This is a genomic window from Bacillus sp. LLTC93 (genome assembly GCF_002993125.1).
GTDB lineage: Bacteria > Bacillota > Bacilli > Bacillales > Bacillaceae > Bacillus > Bacillus zhangzhouensis.
On the sequence record NZ_PVME01000003.1, the window covers coordinates 140,154 to 158,706 of the forward strand.

Here is an 18,553-nt window from a genome sequence, read left to right on the forward strand (position 1 = left end):
CTCCTTACTACGGGTTCGTAACTTTTACTCCTTGTACATAAATGTTGACCGAGTCAACAGAAAGTCCAATCGTGTGAGAAATCGTATATTTGACTTTCGTTTGAACATTATGTGCGACTTCTGATATTTTTGTACCGTAGCTAACGATGATGTACATATCGATATGAATGCTGTCTTCTGTTTGACGCACAAGAACACCCCGGCTGAAGTTCTCTTTGCGGAGAATATCCGTCAAGCCGTCCTTCATTTGATTTTTGGACGCCATGCCAACAATACCATAGCAATCAATTGCAGCGCCTCCTGCTACCATTGCAATGACTTCATTTGATATATCAATTTGTCCGTATTTCGTTCTAAGTTCAATGGACACATTGGTTCCCCCTTTTTTGAGAAATTGCCCTGAGTTATCACTATTTTACTATAAGACCCTTCTTTTTAAAAGAAATCATTCAATCCGACCCAATCCTACTTATACTATAGCCTTGATTTTTTATCAAGATGTCAAGGTATTTTTCTTGAAAGAGGCGTAAACAATCCTTGCAAACCCCTTGAAGCTGTGGTAAATTATTAAAGTATCTTGAGGCATCTCTAAGAACGTATATGAAGAATATGATGATGTTTTCGCAGTTAGGAGGGAAACAAATGGCACGTAAATGCGTTATTACAGGCAGAAAAACAAAAGCTGGGAACAACCGTTCTCACGCAATGAACTCTACAAAACGTACTTGGGGCGCGAACCTTCAAAAAGTTCGTATTCTAGTGGACGGTAAGCCTAAAAGAGTATATGTATCAGCTCGAGCTTTGAAATCTGGTAAAGTTGAGCGTGTATAAGCAAGAGTAAACGCCTGCTACAGTTAATTGTAGCAGGCGTTTTTATGTGGAAATAAAGGAGATTACTCATTAATCTTTCTTAAATGAACCAAGCATCGCACGGACAATGCCCCCAAGAAATCTAGGCAGTTTGATTGTATAAAATTTCATTTTGTCCCCCTCCTAAAAGTACCGCTTGCAGCACAATTGAGCTTAATCAGCCATCCACATTGATAGGTTGGTCAATCTTTGCTTCTTACCATTATTAATATGCCTTCATGAAAAGAAAAAGTACCATTTGAGTGGATGAGTTCGTTACTAATACATAGTGTGGAACCAGGCTCAATATGACAATTTTTCAGTGGATATTTGAAACCTTTTAATGTCAGCTTTTCAATCGGTGTACCAAAGGGGAGAAACGACACGTATTTTTTGTCCAAGTCTTGTTTTATTTCGTATGTACCAGGTCCAAACATTTGAATGATATTTTGCTTGTCCACGAGTATGATGTTCTGCTTGTGCTGAATGCCTTTGTATAGGAGATGGATATTTCCTAGAAAATGATCGGCTCTTCCGCCTGTTATGCCGTATATTTGAATCTGTTCTGGGTGCTGACGCAAGGCCCAGTTAAGCGCGAGCTCTAAATCGGTTTCATCTTTTTCTGCCTGAAATACATTCAGAGCAGGCAATTTCTTTTTTAGCTCGCGAAGCTCTTCTTCTGTCACACTATCAAAATCACCAAATGCTTTGGCAGGAACAATGCCATGGTCTAGTAAGAAGAGGGTTCCTCGGTCTACGCCAACCCAGAGAATGTCATCCTTAGATGCTTCACGTTCAAGGGGCGGGATATATTCAACAGGACCGCCGGCTACGATATGTATGTGCATGATATACGCTCCTCTCCATTTAAAAAGAACCAAAGATCACAATGCCTTTGGTTCCTTTCTTTACGCTTCTCGAATCGCCTGAATGGCTGCTGCGCGGTTGTCTTTACCGTATACCGCTGAGCCGGCTACAAGTAAATTAGCGCCTGCTTCTTTGCAGCTCTTTGCTGTTTCTACATTGACACCGCCGTCTATTTCAATGAGTAAATCGGTTAAGCCCTTTTGTTCACTAAGTGTCTTTAGTTCTTTTACCTTAGTGAGGACAGATGGAATAAACGCCTGTCCACCAAAACCAGGATTCACCGTCATGAATAACACAAGGTCCACATCCTCTAATACATGCTCAATTTGAGAAACGGGAGTGTGTGGGTTCAGGACGACGCCTGCTTTTACGCCTTGCTCCTTCATGTGCTGTATGGTTCTGTGCAAGTGCGGACACGCTTCCACATGGACAGAAATGATGTCAGCGCCTGCTTTTACGAATGCAGGGATATACCGGTCTGGCTGTTCAATCATTAAATGAACATCCAGCGGAAGATGTGTATGCGGCCTGATCGCTTCAACTACATTCGGTCCAAATGTGATATTCGGTACGAAATGGCCGTCCATGACATCGATATGAATATAATCCGCTCCACCTTTTTCAACATCACGGATATCTTTCTCCAAATTAGCAAAATCTGCTGATAAAATGGAAGGGGCAATATAAACCATGATTTAGTACCTCGGCTTTCTGTCTTTGATTTCAGCTAAAAACTCTAAATAATGCTGATAGCGATACTTTCTGATTTGCTCATGTTCTACCGCATCTTTTACCGCACATCCAGGCTCTTTCACGTGTAAACATCCTCTAAACTTACAATCAGAACTCCGCTCTCTGATTTCTAAAAAGTACAGACCTAAATCTTCCGCTTCGATGCCTGTAAATTCGAGTGAGCTAAAGCCAGGTGTATCTGCAATGAGTCCTTCAGCTGTACGAATGAGTTCCACATGTCTTGTCGTATGTTTCCCCCTGCCAAGATGGGATGAAATATCATTTGTTTTCAGCGCCAAATCAGGGCTCATCGCATTTAAAAGTGAGGACTTACCTACACCAGACTGACCTGCAAATACAGTCATTTTATGATGAAAGTGTGGGGTTAGTTTTTCAATTCCGTCCCCCTCGATTGTAGATGTTAAATGAACGTCATATCCAATTTGCCTGTAGTCCTCTGCATATGCTTGAATGGTTTTGCGTTCTTGCTCTGTTTTCAGCAAGTCAATTTTTGTGATGCAGATGATCGGCTCTATATGATTGGCTTCAACAAGCACTAAAAATCTGTCTAAAAGCGATGTGCTAAAGGTTGGCTCTGTCGCTGAGAAAACAAGCACCGCTTGATCGACATTACTGATAGGCGGCCGAACAAGTTCGTTTGTTCGCTCTTTTACTTCCAATACGTAGCCTTCCTTATCATTGTCTGCTTGATAAACGACATAATCTCCAACAAGAGGTGTTATTTTGTTTTTTCGAAAAATGCCTCTCGCTCTGCACTGAATCACTTTTCCACTTTCTCGAGACTCATCCAGTACATAATAAAACCCGCTTAATGCTTTAATAATTTTGCCCTCAGGCATAAAGTCCCTCCTTTATTCATCATCAGGGTATTCGATCGTTTTGGAGCTCACTACTTTATCATCAACCGTCACCTGATAATATCCTTTTTGACCTGGTTCAATCTTAAACTTAATGGTGCGTTCGGTTGGTGCAGTGATTTTAAAGGTTTCATATAAATCAGAAATGCTATGCTCTGCATCATCAATGGAAATTTGGACATTCATTTCTTGCCCTTCCGTTTCTGGTTCATATGGGATCGCAATCTTTTCAGTTACTGTTTTGGCCGGTTTTTTCTTCGGTCCAAGAGAGAATGTGATTTTGACCGTATCACCTGGCTTGACAGCAGTTCCCGCTCCTGGTTCCTGCTTCATGACCTCACCTTTTGGCACATCATCAGAATACGCTTCTTTTTCATCGAGCTTTAAACCATTATCCTCTAAATAATTCGATGCTGCCTGTTTACTATACGTCGTTAAATCCCGTAATGTAATATCGGCAGGGCCTATGCTGACTGTCAAAGTCACTTCTTCATCTGCTGCGACAAGCTCTGTATTCGCTGAAGGTTTCTGTTCCATGACAAGCCCTGATTCGGTGTCATTATCATTCACTTCCTCCACGACGACCTGCTTAAACCCTTTTTTCTCTAATAATTCTTTTGCTTTCTCGACCTTTTCGCCTGTTACATCAGGTAATTCGGTCTTTTCTTTGCCTGTACTTTGGTAAAGCTGAATCTCTGTTCCTTCTTTTACCTTTGTGCCGATTTTCGGATCTGTTTTGACGACAAGTCCTTTTTCAATTTTCTCATCAGCGATATCAATTGGTTCAGAAGCGATGGTAAATCCAGCTTTCTTCAAGGTGTCTTCTGCTTTTTCAACCGTCATGCCCGATACATCTGTGACCTCAACATCTTTTGGAAAGAGTAACCCTGGAAACACAGTGATGGCTAAAATCGTCGCGGCTGTCAGAATGAATAAGATCGATGCCACAACCCAAGGCCATTTTTTTCGTTTCTTTTTCGGTTTTTGTTTCTTTTTTTTCTTCGGTTTTTGAGCAGGATGGACGGCTGTTTTTTCATTGTCTTGACCGACTTGATGATCTTGGATGATTGGGATGGCTTTCGTTGCTTCATGATCTTCTTCAATGACAAAACGTTTTTCTTTTAGTCTTGCAGGGTCGAAGGCTGTTTTTAAGTCTTTTTGCATTTCAGATGCATCTTCAAATCGATAAAATGGATCTTTGGCCATCGCCTTTAAAATGATGTTTTCCACGCTTTGTGGAACAGAAGGATTCCATCTTCTCACAGATGGGGGTTCTGATTGCAAATGCTTCAGCGCGACACTAACCGCTGATTCCCCTTCAAACGGCATGCGTCCTGAGATAAGTTCATAGAGCACAATTCCAAGTGAATAGATGTCTGACTTTTTTGTTGCAAGACCTCCGCGTGCTTGTTCTGGAGATAAATAGTGCACGGAACCTAGGACTGAATTTGTATGGGTAATGGTCGCTGAGCTGAGTGCCATGGCAATTCCAAAATCAGTGACTTTGATATTCCCCATGTTGTCTATTAATATATTGTGAGGCTTAATGTCCCGGTGGACGAGCTGTTTCGCATGGGCTTCTTCCATCGCCGCAACGACTTGCTCCATAATGCGAACGGCTTCTTTCGGATGAAGCGGCCCATTGGCATGTATGTATTCCTTCAGCGTCATTCCCTCGACATATTCCATGACAATATAATAAATGTCATCTTCTTCTCCTACATCGTAGATGCTGACAATGTTCGGATGATCTAAGCTTGCTGCTGATTGTGCTTCTCGACGGAACCGTCTAATAAAATCATCATCGCTTGCAAAGTCAAACCGTAAAATTTTAATCGCTACTTCGCGATCTAAAATCATATCCTCCGCCAAATAAACGTTTGCCATTCCGCCTCCGCCTATGACGCGAAGAATCTGATAACGGCCGCTGATCCTTTTTCCGATCAACACTTGCTGTCACCCTCCTCTGTTTTGGAGGAGATTTCTAACAGTACTGCTGTAATGTTATCTTCACCGCCGTTGTCATTCGCTGTTTGAATTAACGCTGTTACTTTTTCATCCAGTGCGGTCGTTTGCGTTAAGATATGAATCAAATTCTCTTCTTCTACTTTATTCGATAATCCATCTGAGCAAAGCAGGATTTGATCTCCTGGATCAACTTCAAAGGTGCGTGCATCGATTTGAACATGTTTATCTGTTCCTAATGCCTTCGTGAGCACATTTTTTCTTGGATGATATTCTGCATCCGCTTTTGAAATCTCACCTGTTTTCACAAGCTCATTGACAAGCGAGTGGTCATCCGTTAATTGGGTGAGTGCTCCTTCTCTTAGTAAGTAGCAGCGGCTGTCTCCAATATGGGCAATTGTGACCGTTTGCAAATGAACGAGCGCACAAACAATGGTCGTCCCCATTCCTTGGCACTCCTCATTGTTTCTCGCATGTTCATATACTTGGTCATTAATTTCACTAATTTTTGAGATTAACCAGCTTTCTTGCTCGGCTGGTTTATTTGGAATTGAAGATGTTGCTTCCCAGTATTCTTTTAAAGAAGAAACTGCCATCTTGCTGGCCACATCACCAGCAAGATGACCTCCCATTCCATCTGCTACAACAGCTAGAAGGGTGTCTTCTTTTGCTTCAAAAATACCTGCATCATCTTCATTATGCTGACGGACTTTTCCTGTATCGGTTAGAAAGGCTGCCCTTATCAACATTCGTCACCTCGTCTCTTCCTGACGCTCCTTCGCTCTTAGCTGACCGCAAGCAGCATCAATGTCATGGCCTTGCTCTCGTCTAATCGTTACGTTTACCCCTTTTTCTTTCAGCGTTTTTTCAAATAGGAAGATTTGTTCTCTTGGTGTTCTCACATAATCTCTCTCTGGGACATAGTTCACCGGAATGAGGTTCACGTGGCATTTGATTCCTTTTAATAAATCAGCAAGTTCTTCCGCGTGATGAACTTGATCATTGACTCCGCCAAACAGGCCGTATTCAAAGCTGACACGTCTACCCGTTTTTTGAATGTAGTATTCAATGGCTTCCATTAATTTTGGCAGCTTATATGCCTTATTGATCGGCATCAAGCGGCTTCTAATTTCTGTATTTGGTGCATGCAATGACACGGCAAAGTTGATTTGCATTTGCTCATCAGCAAATTGATAGATCTTTGGAATGATCCCGCTTGTTGAGACAGTAATATGACGCGCGCCAATATTTAGGCCATTGTCATGGTTGATGATTTTTAGGAATGCCAGCATTTCTTCAAAGTTATCAAACGGTTCACCGATACCCATGATGACAACAGAGCTAACTCTCTCATCCGTTTCATCAAGCGCCTGCTGCACTTTCAATACTTGGGCAACGATTTCACCTGCTTCAAGGTTTCGCTTCAAGCCGCCAAGTGTCGATGCACAGAATGTACAGCCAATTCTACAGCCGACCTGCGTGGTCACACACACAGAGTTGCCGTACTCGTGACGCATGAGCACTGTTTCAATTGTATAGCCATCATGTAATTCAAATAAAAACTTGATCGTTCCATCTTGAGATGTTTGTTTGATCACTGTTTTTAATGTGGTGATTGCAAATTGATCCTTCAATTTTTCTCTTAATTCCTTTGAAAGGTTAGACATTTCATCAAAGGATGTCACACGTTTTTCATAAAGCCATTCAAAAATTTGGGCTGCACGGAAAGGCTTTTCACCATGTTCTTTTAACCATTCTTTGATTTCGTGAAGCTCAAATGAGTAGATCGACGGCATGTCCGTTTTCAGTTCTTTTCTTACTTTTTGTTCTGTCATTTTTTATCCCTTCTTTCTCATGCTGCAAATAAAGAAACCATCTGTTCCGAAATAATGAGGAAGAATTTGCACACTTCCGTTTTGAACAAACGGAGCAACCTGCTCAGGCAGCCGTTCATTAAGAGATAGATCGGGTTCGAAGTCTTGGTGTTCTTGTAAAAACGCATGAATCACTTGTTGATTTTCTGTTGGATCCATTGTACATGTACTATATACAAGGGTTCCGCCCGGCTTTAGAAGCGAGGCTGTTTCGTTCAAGATGGCCTGCTGAATTATCGCAAGCCTTGCTGAGTCTTCTGGAGACTTAGTATATTTCATATCTGGTTTTCGTCTAATGACGCCAAAACCAGAACACGGTGCATCAATTAGAATACGGTCAAACGAAGCTTCGCTATAATAGTCAGCTGCTTTTCTTGCATCAAGCGCTTTTGCCTCAATGTGAGTAAGGTGCAGACGCTTTGCTGCTTGGTTAATGAGTTTCACTTTGTGTTCATGTAAATCAAGTGAAACAATGTTCCCCTCATCGTTCATTCGCTCTGCAATATGTGTTGATTTGCCGCCAGGAGCCGCGCAGGCATCAAGCACCGTTTCTCCCGGCTGAGGGTTTAGTGCTCTTGCGACAAGCATTGAGCTTTCATCTTGAATGGTCACAAAGCCTTCTTGAAAAGAAGGAGTTGATACGATGGATCCTTTCATGAGCTTCAGTGCATCCTCAGATAAGTCGCCAAGCTCTGTTTCAATACCGGCATCCATCAGTTCATTCTGTAAGGCCATGCGATCGGTTTTCATTCGATTGACACGAAGAGTTTGCTTTGGCGGCACTAAATGAATGCGGCACATGCTTTCAGCTGCTTCAAAGCCATACGCCTCAACCCATTCCTCTACGAGCCATAGTGGGTGGCTTGTCTCAATCGAGAGCCTTTTTACAGGATCTTTGATTGCATCAAATGCCGGAACGCCTTCTCTTTGTACCGAACGAAGTACGCCGTTCACAAGTGAAGATATGCCTTTATGCCCGCGCGTTTTCGTTAGCTCGACTGCTTCATGAATGGCTGCACGATCTGGAATTTTTTCAAGGTAGACCATTTGATAAAGAGACATACGCAAAAGCTGCATGACCCACGGGGCCACCTTTTGCGGTTTTTTCACAAAGGGCGCCAGCATGTAATCTAGTGCCAGCTTATTTTGCAGTGTACCGTACACAAGCTCTGTTAACAGTGGTTTGTCCTGATCTGCCAGATCCTTATCTTTCATGACTGACTGCAAAAGCAAATTACTGTAAGCTTGGTTTTGTTCGAGTTTGATTAAAGCGTCCAGCGCTACTTCTCTCACATTACTTTTCTTCATTCATTAACCCTAATTTCTGTCCAATTTCGATATTTGCGCCTCTTAAGAAGTCTTCGCCGGTCATTTTTTTCTTTCCAGCCGGCTGCACACTTGTTAATAAAAGGCCTTGCTGATTGCCAGTTCCAATGACCGGTCCTTCTTTTTGAAGCTCAATCACTTTCCCAGGTTCTTCTTGCGCATGAAGCGGAACTTTTTTCGCTTCCCAAACTTTTAAATGAGCGCCGTTCCATTCAGTATAGGCAACTGGCCATGGATTTAAGCCGCGTATTTGGTTGTAAAGCTCTTCTCCGGTTTTTGTCCAGTCTACCCTTTCTTGTTCCCGCTTAATATTAGGTGCGTAGGTTGCTGCCTCTTCATTTTGCGGAATCGGAGAGATGGACCGGTTCAGCACATTTGGAACAGTAGCTTTTAGCAATGCGGCGCCTGCTATGCTTAATTTATCATGCAATGTCCCAACGTTGTCTAATTCATCAATTTCTACTTCTACTTTACTAATCATGTCACCTGCATCGAGTCTTTCAACCATGTACATGATGGTCACGCCTGTTTTCTTTTTGCCTTGCAGGATCGCATAATGGATCGGCGCGCCGCCTCTTAGCTCTGGTAGCAAAGAAGCATGAACATTGATACAGCCAAATTCAGGTTCATCTAGTAACCTTTTTGGTAAAATTTGTCCAAATGCTGCTGTTACAATTAAATCTGGCTTTAATGCAAGCACTTTATCGATTTCTTCATCAAGGCGCACTTTTTCAGGCTGCAAAACAGGGATACCATGCTTTAAGGCTTCCACTTTCACAGGAGGCGGCGTGAGCACTCGTTTTCTGCCTTTCGGGCGATCCGGCTGCGTGACGACCCCTACGACTTCGTATCCTTCTGTTATCAGTGTTTGCAGCACAGGTACTGAGAAATCAGGGGTTCCCATAAATACAATACGTGCCATTTTCTTCACCCTTCCATTTCCACAAGTTCTTTTTCTGTATAGGTTTGAATGATTTTCGACGTAAATAATATGCCGTCTAAATGATCAATTTCGTGCAATAAGGCTCTTGCTAAAAATCCTTCTGCTTCTATTGTAAATGGTTTGCCTTTCTTATCAAAGGCTTTCACCTTCACATGATTGGGTCTTTCTACAGTGCCGTATAAAGATGGAAAGCTCAAGCAGCCTTCAATGTCAGTCTGGCTTCCTTTTACTTCAAGAACCTCGGGATTCACTAAATCAATTCTGCCAGATTCTTCCCCTATATCTACAACGGCAATTCTTTTTGAAATACCGATTTGCGGTGCTGCTAGTCCGACTCCATCTAGCTCAAGCATTGTATCATACATGTCATCGAGCAGTTTTTTGAGCTTTTTATCGAACGTATCGACAGGCTCTGCCTTTTGTTCAAGCACTTCTGCCGGATGTATGACTATTGGTTTTATTGCCACTTAAAGCCCTCCGTTTTACATCATCATATATGGATTCATATCTATTGAAATCATCAACTGTTTTTGTTCCATTTCTTTTTGATAATGATCTTGTATTTTCCGTAGTAAACTTGCCAGTTCATTTTCCCTTTTGTATTTTATCACGCATTGATATCGATATCTATCTTTGATCTTAGCGATCGGTGATGCAGCTGGACCAAGGATTCTTGTATTCGGTGCACAGTTCATTTTCAGAAACTGGACAATTTGATCCGCGACATGCGCTGCCTTCGTCACTTCTTCATGTGATACAGTCACCATGGCCAAAAAATAAAATGGCGGATAGGACTGATGACGACGATGCAGCATCTCCTGCTCATAAAAGGCTTCATAGTCATGCTGCTTGGTTAATTCAATACTATAGTGAGAAGGCGTATACGATTGAATAATGACTGAGCCCGTTTTTTCATGGCGCCCTGCCCGGCCGCTGACTTGCGTGAGAAGTTGAAATGTTTTTTCACTTGAACGAAAATCAGGGATATGAAGGGACGTGTCCGCACTCAGTACACCGACAAGTGTGACATCTGGAAAGTCTAAGCCTTTTGCGATCATCTGCGTACCGAGTAGAATATCCGCTTCTTTGTTGCCAAATGAGGTAAGAAGTTTTTCATGAGCGCCTTTTCGAGAGGTTGTATCTACATCCATTCGGATCACCCTCGCCTCAGGCAAAACCTTTGTGAGCTCTTCTTCTACTCGCTGCGTACCTGTACCAAAATAACGAATATGCTCACTGTGGCATTCTGGACATTCAACAGGTACCGGGGCTTCGTGACCGCAATAGTGACACTTCAGCCGTTTTTGATAACGGTGATAGGTAAGGGAAATCTCGCAATGAGGACATTGCTCCACATATCCGCAATCACGGCACATCACAAAGGATGAATAGCCTCTTTTATTCAGAAATAAGACGGCTTGTTCTTTCCTTTCAAGCACTTCTTTTAACCTGAGCATTAATTCTTCTGAGAACATAGACCGGTTGCCGTTCCTTAATTCTTCCCTCATATCAATTAACGAGACGTGCGGCATCTGCTGCTGGTTCACGCGTTGCTTTAGCGTCAGCAATGTATACACACCTTTTTTCGCACGCGCATAGGACTCAAGGGAAGGTGTTGCACTGCCTAATACGACTGGACATTGGTGCCGTCTTGCTCGTTCAATTGCGACGTCCTTGGCATGATAACGGGGCATCTCTTCTTGTTTGTAGGAAGATTCATGCTCTTCATCTATGATAATCATTCCTAGATTTTCAAATGGAGCGAAAACAGCAGACCTTGCTCCCACGACAAGCTTGACTTCCTTGCGGTGAATTTTCCGCCACTCATCATATTTTTCCCCTGTCGATAATCCGCTATGAAGAACAGCCACACTTGAGCCAAATCGTTCTTTAAACCGCTGAACCATTTGAGGGGTTAATGAGATTTCAGGAACAAGAACGATCGCTTCTTTTCCCTTTTGAAGTACATGGTCAATGGTCTGCAAATAAATCTCCGTTTTCCCGCTTCCTGTCACCCCGTGCAGCAGAAAGGTTTCGTGCTGTTCATCACTCACTGCTTGATGAATGTGTTTCGCTGCTTCTGCTTGTTCTGTCGTGAGATCGAGGGAATCAGATTGTTTAAACTCCCTGTCTGCATAAGGATCTCGATAGATCTCTTCATAGCTTTCTGTTAACAGCCCTTCTTGAATAAAGGTTTTAAGCGTTTGAGAACTAGCGCCTGTTTGCAGCTGTAAGTCTTTCGCTAAAAAAGTGGTGTCACTCGCTTGAAGTAAAAAGGAGAGCAATGCCTTTTGTTTCACCGCATTTTTCTTTAGCTGCTGCTGCTTTTCTTCAAGTTTTTCTTTCGAAACGACGACCTGAAGCATGCGTACCTTTTTCTTTCCAGATTTTTGAGAGACATGATATCTCACCTCTAGATGACCTTTTTGGACATGCTTTTGAATGTACTTCAGTTGTTCAGGCGGGATGTCAGCGTAAAGTATGCTTTCTTGCTGACCGAAAAGCTCTTTCAATGACTGCGGAAGTTCTTCATCTGATAACACCTGAATTTCTTTTTCATATTTGGCCTTCATGGCTGCAGGCAGCATGGATTGCAGAGCCGTAATATGATAGGACAATGTTTTTTCCGTCAGCCAGTGGGAAAGCTCCATTAGCTCATCTGTCAGAACAGGTGATAAATCAAATAAATCCACAATGTCCTTGATGTTTCCTGTCTTTACGTCTGTTACATCTTTAACTTTTGTCACAAATCCTTGAATTTTCCTCGGGCCAAAGGGAACGACCACCCTCATCCCCGCTTTGACGAGATCTTTGAACCGATCAGGTACACGGTAATCAAATGGCCGATCAATGGCTTTCGTTGTGACATCCACTATGACTTCAGCAATCATGCTCGATCACGCTCTTTTGGCAACAGCTGTTTTGCCTCCTTTAAGATTTCAAAAGCGAGGTCTTTTTTGCTCATCATCGGCAGCTCTTTTTTTGTTCCGTCTGCTTTGATAATCGCTGCCACATTTGTGTCTGTGCCAAAGCCTGCACCCTCTTTTGTTACATTGTTGGCAACAATCATATCTAGATGCTTGGATTCGATTTTCTTTTTCGCATAATATTCTACATCCTGCGTTTCAGCTGCAAAACCGACAAGTACTTGATGCTCTTTTCTTTTCCCCAGCTCTTTTAAAATATCTTTTGTCCGCGTGAATTCAATTTCCAGTGCGCCATCTTGCTTTTTCATTTTATGAGGATATGTCGTGACAGGGGTGTAATCGGCAACAGCTGCTGATTTAATGACAAGGTCTGCCTCCCCGTACACATCTAAAGCAGCCTGATACATGTCCTCTGCCGATTCAACGTGTACCACGTCTACATGGTCAGGCGCAGTCAAAGAAACAGGGCCCGAAATAAGCGTGACATCAGCCCCCATTTGCTGGGCAGCTTCTGCAATGGCATAGCCCATTTTCCCAGTAGAACGATTTGTAAAGAAACGAACAGGATCGATCACTTCTCGTGTAGGACCTGCTGTCACCACGACTTTTTTACCAGAAAGCGGCAAGTTTTTTGGCTCCTCGAAAAACGCACGAATGTGTTCAACAATTTTTTCAGGCTCCTCTAAACGCCCTTTTCCAATGTAGCCACAAGCTAAATAACCTTCACTTGGCTCAATAAACCGGTATCCATCTTCATATAATGTGCGAATGTTCCGCTTCACAGCTGGATGATCATACATATGCACATTCATAGCCGGTGCGATCCATACAGGAGCTGTTGAAGCAAGCAAGGTGGTTGTGAGCATATCATCTGCAAGTCCTGCAGCCATTTTACCAATCGTATGTGCTGTTGCAGGAGCAACGAGAATGAGATCGGCCCAGTCAGCTACATCAATATGCGCAATGACTCTTGGATTGTTCTCTTTAAATGTATCCACATAAACCTCTTGTCGAGATAGGGCTTGGAAGGTAAGCGGAGACACAAACTCACGAGCAGATTCCGTCATAATCACTCTTACATTTGCGCCCGCCTGTACGAGTTTACTAGTGAGTGCAGCTGCTTTATATACGGCGATTCCTCCGCTGACGCCGAGCAAAATATTTTTTGACTGTAACATTTGTTTGTCCCCCTTAACGGCCTTTTTCACAAATTCGTCTACAATTCAAAAAAGTCAAAACCAATCATAGTTTTGACTTTTTTGAACGTATCGTATCTGCATTGCAGAAGCGATGTGTTATTCTTGATCTTCTTTTTCAAATGTCAAAAGACCAGCGTCGATTTCTTCAAGTGCTTTTCCTACAAATTTGTAAGACTTTGTGTTTTCGATTTGCTGATCTTGATGGATCTGCATTTCACGTGCACGGCGTGCAGACACTGTCACAAGTGTATATTTTGAATCAAGTTTGTTCATCAATGAGTCAATTGAAGGATCTAACATCGTTTATTCTACCCCCAGCATTTTTTTATATCTTGGTGCGACTCTGTCTCTTCGCAGGTGCTCTGCAAGGACGATCGCTTTGATTCTTTCGCAAGCAAGCTCGACATCATCATTTTCAACGACATAGTCGTAAGCATCCATCATTTCAATCTCTTCTTTTGCAGCGGCCATTCGATTTCGAATGAGTTCCTCAGATTCTGTACCGCGAGTAATGATACGGTTTTGAAGTTCTGAAAGACTAGGCGGTGCAAGGAAAATAAAAAGACCTTCCGGGAAAGCTTCTCTTACTTGAAGTGCACCTTGCACTTCGATTTCAAGGAAAACATCTTTTCCTTCGCTCAGTGTCTGTTCTACATAGTCAACAGGTGTGCCGTAGTAATTCCCGACATATTCTGCCCATTCTAACAGCTTTTTGTTTTCAATCATATCTTCAAATTCTTCCCTGGTTTTAAAGAAATAATCGACACCATTTCTTTCACCTTCACGCGGTTTGCGTGTCGTAACAGAAATAGAGTATTCAAATTTCGTATCTTCCTGGGAGAAAATGGCTTGTCTGACCGTTCCTTTTCCAACTCCCGAAGGTCCAGAGAGAACGATTAAAAGTCCTCTTTCTTTCATAATGGCGTATTACCCCTGCCCTTCATCTATGATTTCTTCTTTTACAGAAAGTCTTTGCGCGACAGTCTCAGGCTGAACGGCAGATAAGATGACATGGTCACTGTCCATAATGACAACAGCACGGGTTCTTCTTCCGTATGTAGCATCTATGAGCATGCCTCGATCTCTTGCGTCTTGTATCATTCGTTTAATCGGTGCTGATTCCGGACTGACGATCGAAATCATCCGATTCGCTGAAATGATGTTTCCAAATCCGATATTGATCAACTTTATGGTCATCTTCTTTCGTCCCCCTGTAATATAAACGTCTCTAGTCTCGCCGAAAGAGACGCACTGTAAACAGCATACACAATGACTATTCTATATTTTGCACTTGTTCTTTTATTTTTTCAATAGCACTTTTCATTTCGACCACCAGCTTTGTTAAATGGTGATGGTTCGCTTTCGATCCAATGGTGTTCACTTCACGGTTGAGCTCCTGTACAAGAAAGTCAAGTTTTCGGCCGGCAGCCCCGCCTTGCGTCAAGATTTGCTGAAATTGCTGAAAATGACTTTTTAATCTTGTGATCTCTTCTGTAATGTCAGAGCGATCAGCAAAGATGGCAGCCTCTGTCGTCAATCTACTTTCGTCAAGCGCCTCTCCGATCCATTCTTGCAATCTTTGATTCAATCGTTCTTTGTACTGACTCACAACCTCTGGTGCAAAGACTTTTATTTCTTCTGTATAGGCTTCTAGTTCAGAGAGCCTCAGTTCACAGTCTTTTTGTAGTGATGTCCCTTCTTGCTCTCTCATGAAGCAAAGCTCCTTGACAGCAGCCTCACAAGCGTCTATCAGCAAATGCTCTAGCTGCTCATTTCGGCTGACCGACTCTTCTACCTGAACCGCATGCTCCAGCCCAAGTAAGTCATGTGCATGCTGAATGCCTGAGATGTGATAACGTTCCTCGAGGTCTTTTGAGGCTTTCATGTATTCATCAAGCAGCGGCCAGTCGATCTGTAAAGACCGGCTTGCTAATTTGCCACCTTCAATCGTGACAAACAGCTCGATTCTACCGCGCTGCACGTGACGAAGAATGATCTTTTTTAATGTATCTTCAAAATATAAAAGCGGCCTCGGCAAACGGGCATGAACCTCTTTAAAACGGTGATTGACCGATTTTAGCTCGATTGACACTGTCAGTTCTCCATCCGTTTTACTCGCTTGGCCGAATCCCGTCATACTGCGTATCATGTCAAAACACCCAATTCTTTCATATTAATAAAATGAAAAAGGTAATAGCAGACACTATTACCTCAAAATTATACCATAACGAATTATTTTTTTCTTGTCAAAAGTGATCCTGCCAGTAAAAAAGTTGGCAGTGCGGACATACCGATGATCAGTAGCCAATCAATTGGTGCAATTGCCACTGTTTTGAAAATCGGCTGAAGCGGCGGATAATAAATGACCACAAACATCAGAAGAAGTGATGATAAAACAGCACCGATTAAATAGAAATTCCCAAATGGATTACGTTCAAAAATAGACCGTTCACTACGGCAGTCAAATACATGAATGAGCTGCGCCAAAACAAGCGTACTAAATGCGACAGTCTGTGCATATTGCAGTTCGTTTGGATCGCGGTGATACACAAACATAAATGCTAACAGAGTGGCAAGCCCAATGAGGAATCCCCTTGATATGACCTTCCAGCCAAGCCCCCTAGCAAATATGCCCTCTTTCATGTTCCGCGGCTTCCTCTTCATGACATCGCCTTCTGGCTTATCCATCCCAAGTGCCATAGCTGGGAGTCCATCTGTCACAAGGTTTACCCATAAAATTTGAATAGGAACGAGTGGGAGCGGAAGCGCAAGGAGCATCGCAAACAGCATGACCAAAATTTCTCCAACATTTGATGCGAGCAAATAGCGGACAAATTTGCGAATGTTTTCGTAAATATTCCGGCCCTCTTTAATAGCGGATTTAATGGTCGCAAAGTTGTCATCAAGTAAAATAAGGGAAGATGCTTCTTTTGCTACGTCTGTTCCTGTGATGCCCATGGCTATTCCGATATCTGCTTGTTTAATTGCGGGCGCATCATTGACCCCATCACCTGTCATCGCCACAATATGACCATTTTTTTGATAGGCCTTCACAATTCTCAGCTTATGTTCCGGGGATACCCGGGCAAAGACGTATACATTTTCAACCATTTGTTCAAGCTCTTTGTCACTCAGCTGGTCCAACGCTTTCCCGTCAAGTACCTTTCCTTGCTTCGGTAAAAGGCTCAAGTCTTTTGCGATGGCTTTGGCTGTTTCCACGTGATCCCCTGTAATCATCACAGTTTTAATGCCAGCATCCCTGCACTCTTTAATCGCTCGCCTGACTTCAGGACGAGGTGGATCAATCATGCCCTCTAATCCGATAAATGTTAGATCGGTTTCGGCCTGCTGAACAGATGTGATTTTTTCTGTCAAACCGACTTTTTTATACGCAATCGCAATGGTTCTAAGCGCTTGTCTTGCTAGGCCTTGAATCGCAGCTTCTGTTTCTTGTCGATGAGTTGTTGAAAATGAGGCTGTGCGTCCGCCGTGCATGATATGACTTGAACGGTCCATCAGTACATCTGGCGCACCTTTTGCAATGACATACCGCTCTCTTTGATTCGTTTCGACAACGACTGACATCATTTTTCTTTCTGAGTCAAAAGGAAACTCCTCTACGACGTGAAACCCAGTTTCTATGAATTGCTCTGTAAAGCCTGCTTTACGTGCTGCGGTTAAAAGTGCGCCCTCTGTCGGATCTCCATCAAGCCTCATCTCCCCATCTTTTTCAACAATGGTCGATGTATTACAAAGCGCACCATATAATAAAACCTTTTGCAGGCTTGGATGTTTGTCAACATGGACAAGTTCTCCATTTAAGGTGAAATCACCAGACGGCTCATAGCCCGTGCCAGAAATATTCCACGTTTTTCCCTCTGCCCACACATGTGTTACCGTCATTTTATTTTGCGTCATTGTCCCTGTTTTATCTGAGCAAATGATCGACGCGCAGCCGAGCGTTTCCACCGCTGGGAGCTTTCTGACAATTGATTTTTGTTTGATCATCCGCTGCACACCTAAGGAAAGTGCGACCGTTACAATCGCCGGCAGTCCTTCTGGAATCGCAGCAACAGCAAGAGATACACCCGCTAGGAACATATGATACAAATCATGTCCTTGTACCACGCCAAGAACAACAACGAGTACAGTTAAGAATAAAGCAGCAACAATCAGGATTTTCCCCAGCTGTTCGAGACGTCTTTGCAGTGGTGTTTCCATATTACCTGCAGCATCCAGCATGCCGGCAATTTGTCCCATGGCTGTATTCATTCCTGTCCCGATGACAACCCCAACGCCGCTTCCTCTAGTGACAAGCGTCCCCATAAAGGCCATGTTCGTCAAATCTCCTAGCGAGACATGGTCTCGTGAAAGTGGACTTGCATGTTTGACCGCTGGGATGGACTCACCAGTGAGAGCTGACTCTTCGATCTCTAAACTCTTTGTTTCTAGTAATCTAATATCCGCCCCAATCCGGTCTCCACTCGAAAACTTCACAATATCCCCTGGTACGAGGTGCTTAGACGGGATCTTGACCCACTCATTGTTTCTCCTTGCATACACATGAGGAGTCGATAATTCCTTTAGCGCTTGAAGGGATTTTTCCGCCCGGCGTTCTTGATAAAAGCCGAGTACACCATTAATCAGAACAATCGCTACAATCGCCACAGCATCAATGTATTCTCCTAAAAAGGCAGAAATAATTGTTGCCGCAAGCAAAATTAAGACCATAAAGTCTTTAAATTGCGCTAAAAAGATGATGAAAGCCGACGCCTTTTTCCCTTCCTGCAATTCATTTGGCCCGTGTTTTTCAAGCCGCTTTTGCACATCTTTTTCTGACAGTCCGTCACCTATCGATGTATTCATTGTTTTTAATAAATCGGTTTGGTTCAGTTCATGCCAATTCATTTGACCTCGTCCACTCCTCTTTTGTTCTCTCTCATATGCAGTGTTCTATAAGCCAGTTTATTCAGACTCGTCCTAAATCATGCTA

General features: G+C 43.0%; 19 protein-coding genes. 1 reads left to right on the plus strand and 18 read right to left on the minus strand.

What is annotated here, in order from left to right; translation table 11 throughout:
- Positions 1-7 precede the first annotated feature (7 nt).
- A complete protein-coding gene (locus C6W18_RS10160; RefSeq protein ID WP_034317844.1) occupies positions 8-370 on the minus strand; it encodes an Asp23/Gls24 family envelope stress response protein in 363 nt (120 codons plus the stop codon).
- A 272-nt stretch (positions 371-642) separates the two neighbouring features.
- Here C6W18_RS10160 and rpmB point away from each other — a divergent pair, with 272 nt between their 5' ends.
- Positions 643-831: a 50S ribosomal protein L28 gene (gene rpmB, locus C6W18_RS10165; RefSeq protein WP_003212514.1), complete on the plus strand. Its 189-nt coding sequence runs from the start codon at positions 643-645 to the stop codon at positions 829-831.
- Between the two features lie 69 nt (positions 832-900).
- Here the strand turns inward: rpmB and spoVM are convergent, their stop codons facing one another.
- The 17 genes from spoVM to C6W18_RS10250 form a co-directional block, all read right to left on the minus strand.
- Positions 901-981 (minus strand): stage V sporulation protein SpoVM, encoded by an 81-nt coding sequence (gene spoVM, locus C6W18_RS10170; RefSeq protein ID WP_008354550.1) that lies wholly within the window; start codon positions 979-981, stop codon positions 901-903.
- Between the two features lie 71 nt (positions 982-1,052).
- Entirely contained in the window at positions 1,053-1,697 is a 645-nt protein-coding gene (locus C6W18_RS10175; RefSeq protein ID WP_105927501.1) for a thiamine diphosphokinase, read from the minus strand.
- A 60-nt stretch (positions 1,698-1,757) separates the two neighbouring features.
- The gene (gene rpe / locus C6W18_RS10180; RefSeq protein WP_105927502.1) at positions 1,758-2,408 is read right to left on the minus strand and encodes a ribulose-phosphate 3-epimerase; all 651 of its coding nucleotides are present in this window, start codon (positions 2,406-2,408) and stop codon (positions 1,758-1,760) included.
- Between the two features lie 3 nt (positions 2,409-2,411).
- The gene (gene rsgA / locus C6W18_RS10185; RefSeq protein ID WP_105927503.1) at positions 2,412-3,308 is read right to left on the minus strand and encodes a ribosome small subunit-dependent GTPase A; all 897 of its coding nucleotides are present in this window, start codon (positions 3,306-3,308) and stop codon (positions 2,412-2,414) included.
- 12 nt (positions 3,309-3,320) lie between these two features.
- Positions 3,321-5,276, minus strand: a complete 1,956-nt coding sequence (pknB, locus tag C6W18_RS10190; protein WP_105927504.1) for a Stk1 family PASTA domain-containing Ser/Thr kinase — start codon at positions 5,274-5,276, stop codon at positions 3,321-3,323.
- On the minus strand, positions 5,270-6,040 hold the full coding sequence (locus C6W18_RS10195) for a Stp1/IreP family PP2C-type Ser/Thr phosphatase (protein WP_105927505.1): 771 nt from the start codon (positions 6,038-6,040) through the stop codon (positions 5,270-5,272). Before C6W18_RS10195 ends, pknB begins: the two co-directional genes overlap by 7 nt.
- A gap of 3 nt (positions 6,041-6,043) precedes the next feature.
- Positions 6,044-7,126, minus strand: coding sequence for a dual-specificity RNA methyltransferase RlmN (gene rlmN / locus C6W18_RS10200; protein ID WP_105927506.1), 1,083 nt, complete (start codon positions 7,124-7,126; stop codon positions 6,044-6,046).
- Positions 7,127-7,129: 3 nt separating this feature from the next.
- A complete protein-coding gene (gene rsmB / locus C6W18_RS10205) occupies positions 7,130-8,473 on the minus strand; it encodes a 16S rRNA (cytosine(967)-C(5))-methyltransferase RsmB (protein ID WP_105927507.1) in 1,344 nt (447 codons plus the stop codon).
- Positions 8,460-9,413: a methionyl-tRNA formyltransferase gene (gene fmt / locus C6W18_RS10210; RefSeq protein ID WP_105927508.1), complete on the minus strand. Its 954-nt coding sequence runs from the start codon at positions 9,411-9,413 to the stop codon at positions 8,460-8,462. The genes rsmB and fmt overlap by 14 nt, the downstream gene beginning before the upstream one ends.
- A gap of 5 nt (positions 9,414-9,418) precedes the next feature.
- Complete coding sequence (gene def / locus C6W18_RS10215) at positions 9,419-9,901, minus strand: peptide deformylase (protein ID WP_034317869.1); 483 nt, start codon at positions 9,899-9,901, stop codon at positions 9,419-9,421.
- A gap of 15 nt (positions 9,902-9,916) precedes the next feature.
- Positions 9,917-12,325 (minus strand): primosomal protein N', encoded by a 2,409-nt coding sequence (gene priA, locus C6W18_RS10220; RefSeq protein WP_105927509.1) that lies wholly within the window; start codon positions 12,323-12,325, stop codon positions 9,917-9,919.
- On the minus strand, positions 12,322-13,539 hold the full coding sequence (gene coaBC / locus C6W18_RS10225; protein ID WP_105927510.1) for a bifunctional phosphopantothenoylcysteine decarboxylase/phosphopantothenate--cysteine ligase CoaBC: 1,218 nt from the start codon (positions 13,537-13,539) through the stop codon (positions 12,322-12,324). Before coaBC ends, priA begins: the two co-directional genes overlap by 4 nt.
- 117 nt (positions 13,540-13,656) lie before the next feature.
- Positions 13,657-13,860, minus strand: coding sequence for a DNA-directed RNA polymerase subunit omega (rpoZ, locus tag C6W18_RS10230; RefSeq protein ID WP_003211647.1), 204 nt, complete (start codon positions 13,858-13,860; stop codon positions 13,657-13,659).
- A 3-nt stretch (positions 13,861-13,863) separates the two neighbouring features.
- Positions 13,864-14,478 (minus strand): guanylate kinase, encoded by a 615-nt coding sequence (gene gmk / locus C6W18_RS10235; protein WP_034317877.1) that lies wholly within the window; start codon positions 14,476-14,478, stop codon positions 13,864-13,866.
- A gap of 9 nt (positions 14,479-14,487) precedes the next feature.
- Complete coding sequence (gene remA / locus C6W18_RS10240; protein WP_008344898.1) at positions 14,488-14,757, minus strand: extracellular matrix/biofilm regulator RemA; 270 nt, start codon at positions 14,755-14,757, stop codon at positions 14,488-14,490.
- A gap of 76 nt (positions 14,758-14,833) precedes the next feature.
- Entirely contained in the window at positions 14,834-15,709 is an 876-nt protein-coding gene (locus C6W18_RS10245) for a YicC/YloC family endoribonuclease (RefSeq protein ID WP_105927511.1), read from the minus strand.
- Positions 15,710-15,792: 83 nt separating this feature from the next.
- Positions 15,793-18,468, minus strand: coding sequence for a calcium-translocating P-type ATPase, SERCA-type (locus C6W18_RS10250; RefSeq protein WP_034317883.1), 2,676 nt, complete (start codon positions 18,466-18,468; stop codon positions 15,793-15,795).
- Positions 18,469-18,553 lie beyond the last annotated feature (85 nt).

Excerpts from the sequence above, each read along its gene's own strand:
- rpmB (WP_003212514.1), top strand. The coding sequence starts at position 643 with ATGGCACGTAAATGCGTTATTACAGGCAGAAAAACAAAAGCTGGGAAC.
- spoVM (WP_008354550.1), bottom strand. The coding sequence starts at position 981 with ATGAAATTTTATACAATCAAACTGCCTAGATTTCTTGGGGGCATTGTC.
- C6W18_RS10175 (WP_105927501.1), bottom strand. The coding sequence starts at position 1,697 with ATGCACATACATATCGTAGCCGGCGGTCCTGTTGAATATATCCCGCCC.
- rpe (WP_105927502.1), bottom strand. The coding sequence starts at position 2,408 with ATGGTTTATATTGCCCCTTCCATTTTATCAGCAGATTTTGCTAATTTG.
- rsgA (WP_105927503.1), bottom strand. The coding sequence starts at position 3,308 with ATGCCTGAGGGCAAAATTATTAAAGCATTAAGCGGGTTTTATTATGTA.
- C6W18_RS10195 (WP_105927505.1), bottom strand. The coding sequence starts at position 6,040 with ATGTTGATAAGGGCAGCCTTTCTAACCGATACAGGAAAAGTCCGTCAG.
- rlmN (WP_105927506.1), bottom strand. The coding sequence starts at position 7,126 with ATGACAGAACAAAAAGTAAGAAAAGAACTGAAAACGGACATGCCGTCG.
- rsmB (WP_105927507.1), bottom strand. The coding sequence starts at position 8,473 with ATGAAGAAAAGTAATGTGAGAGAAGTAGCGCTGGACGCTTTAATCAAA.
- fmt (WP_105927508.1), bottom strand. The coding sequence starts at position 9,413 with ATGGCACGTATTGTATTTATGGGAACCCCTGATTTCTCAGTACCTGTG.
- priA (WP_105927509.1), bottom strand. The coding sequence starts at position 12,325 with ATGATTGCTGAAGTCATAGTGGATGTCACAACGAAAGCCATTGATCGG.
- coaBC (WP_105927510.1), bottom strand. The coding sequence starts at position 13,539 with ATGTTACAGTCAAAAAATATTTTGCTCGGCGTCAGCGGAGGAATCGCC.
- rpoZ (WP_003211647.1), bottom strand. The coding sequence starts at position 13,860 with ATGTTAGATCCTTCAATTGACTCATTGATGAACAAACTTGATTCAAAA.
- gmk (WP_034317877.1), bottom strand. The coding sequence starts at position 14,478 with ATGAAAGAAAGAGGACTTTTAATCGTTCTCTCTGGACCTTCGGGAGTT.
- remA (WP_008344898.1), bottom strand. The coding sequence starts at position 14,757 with ATGACCATAAAGTTGATCAATATCGGATTTGGAAACATCATTTCAGCG.
- C6W18_RS10245 (WP_105927511.1), bottom strand. The coding sequence starts at position 15,709 with ATGATACGCAGTATGACGGGATTCGGCCAAGCGAGTAAAACGGATGGA.
- C6W18_RS10250 (WP_034317883.1), bottom strand. The coding sequence starts at position 18,468 with ATGAATTGGCATGAACTGAACCAAACCGATTTATTAAAAACAATGAAT.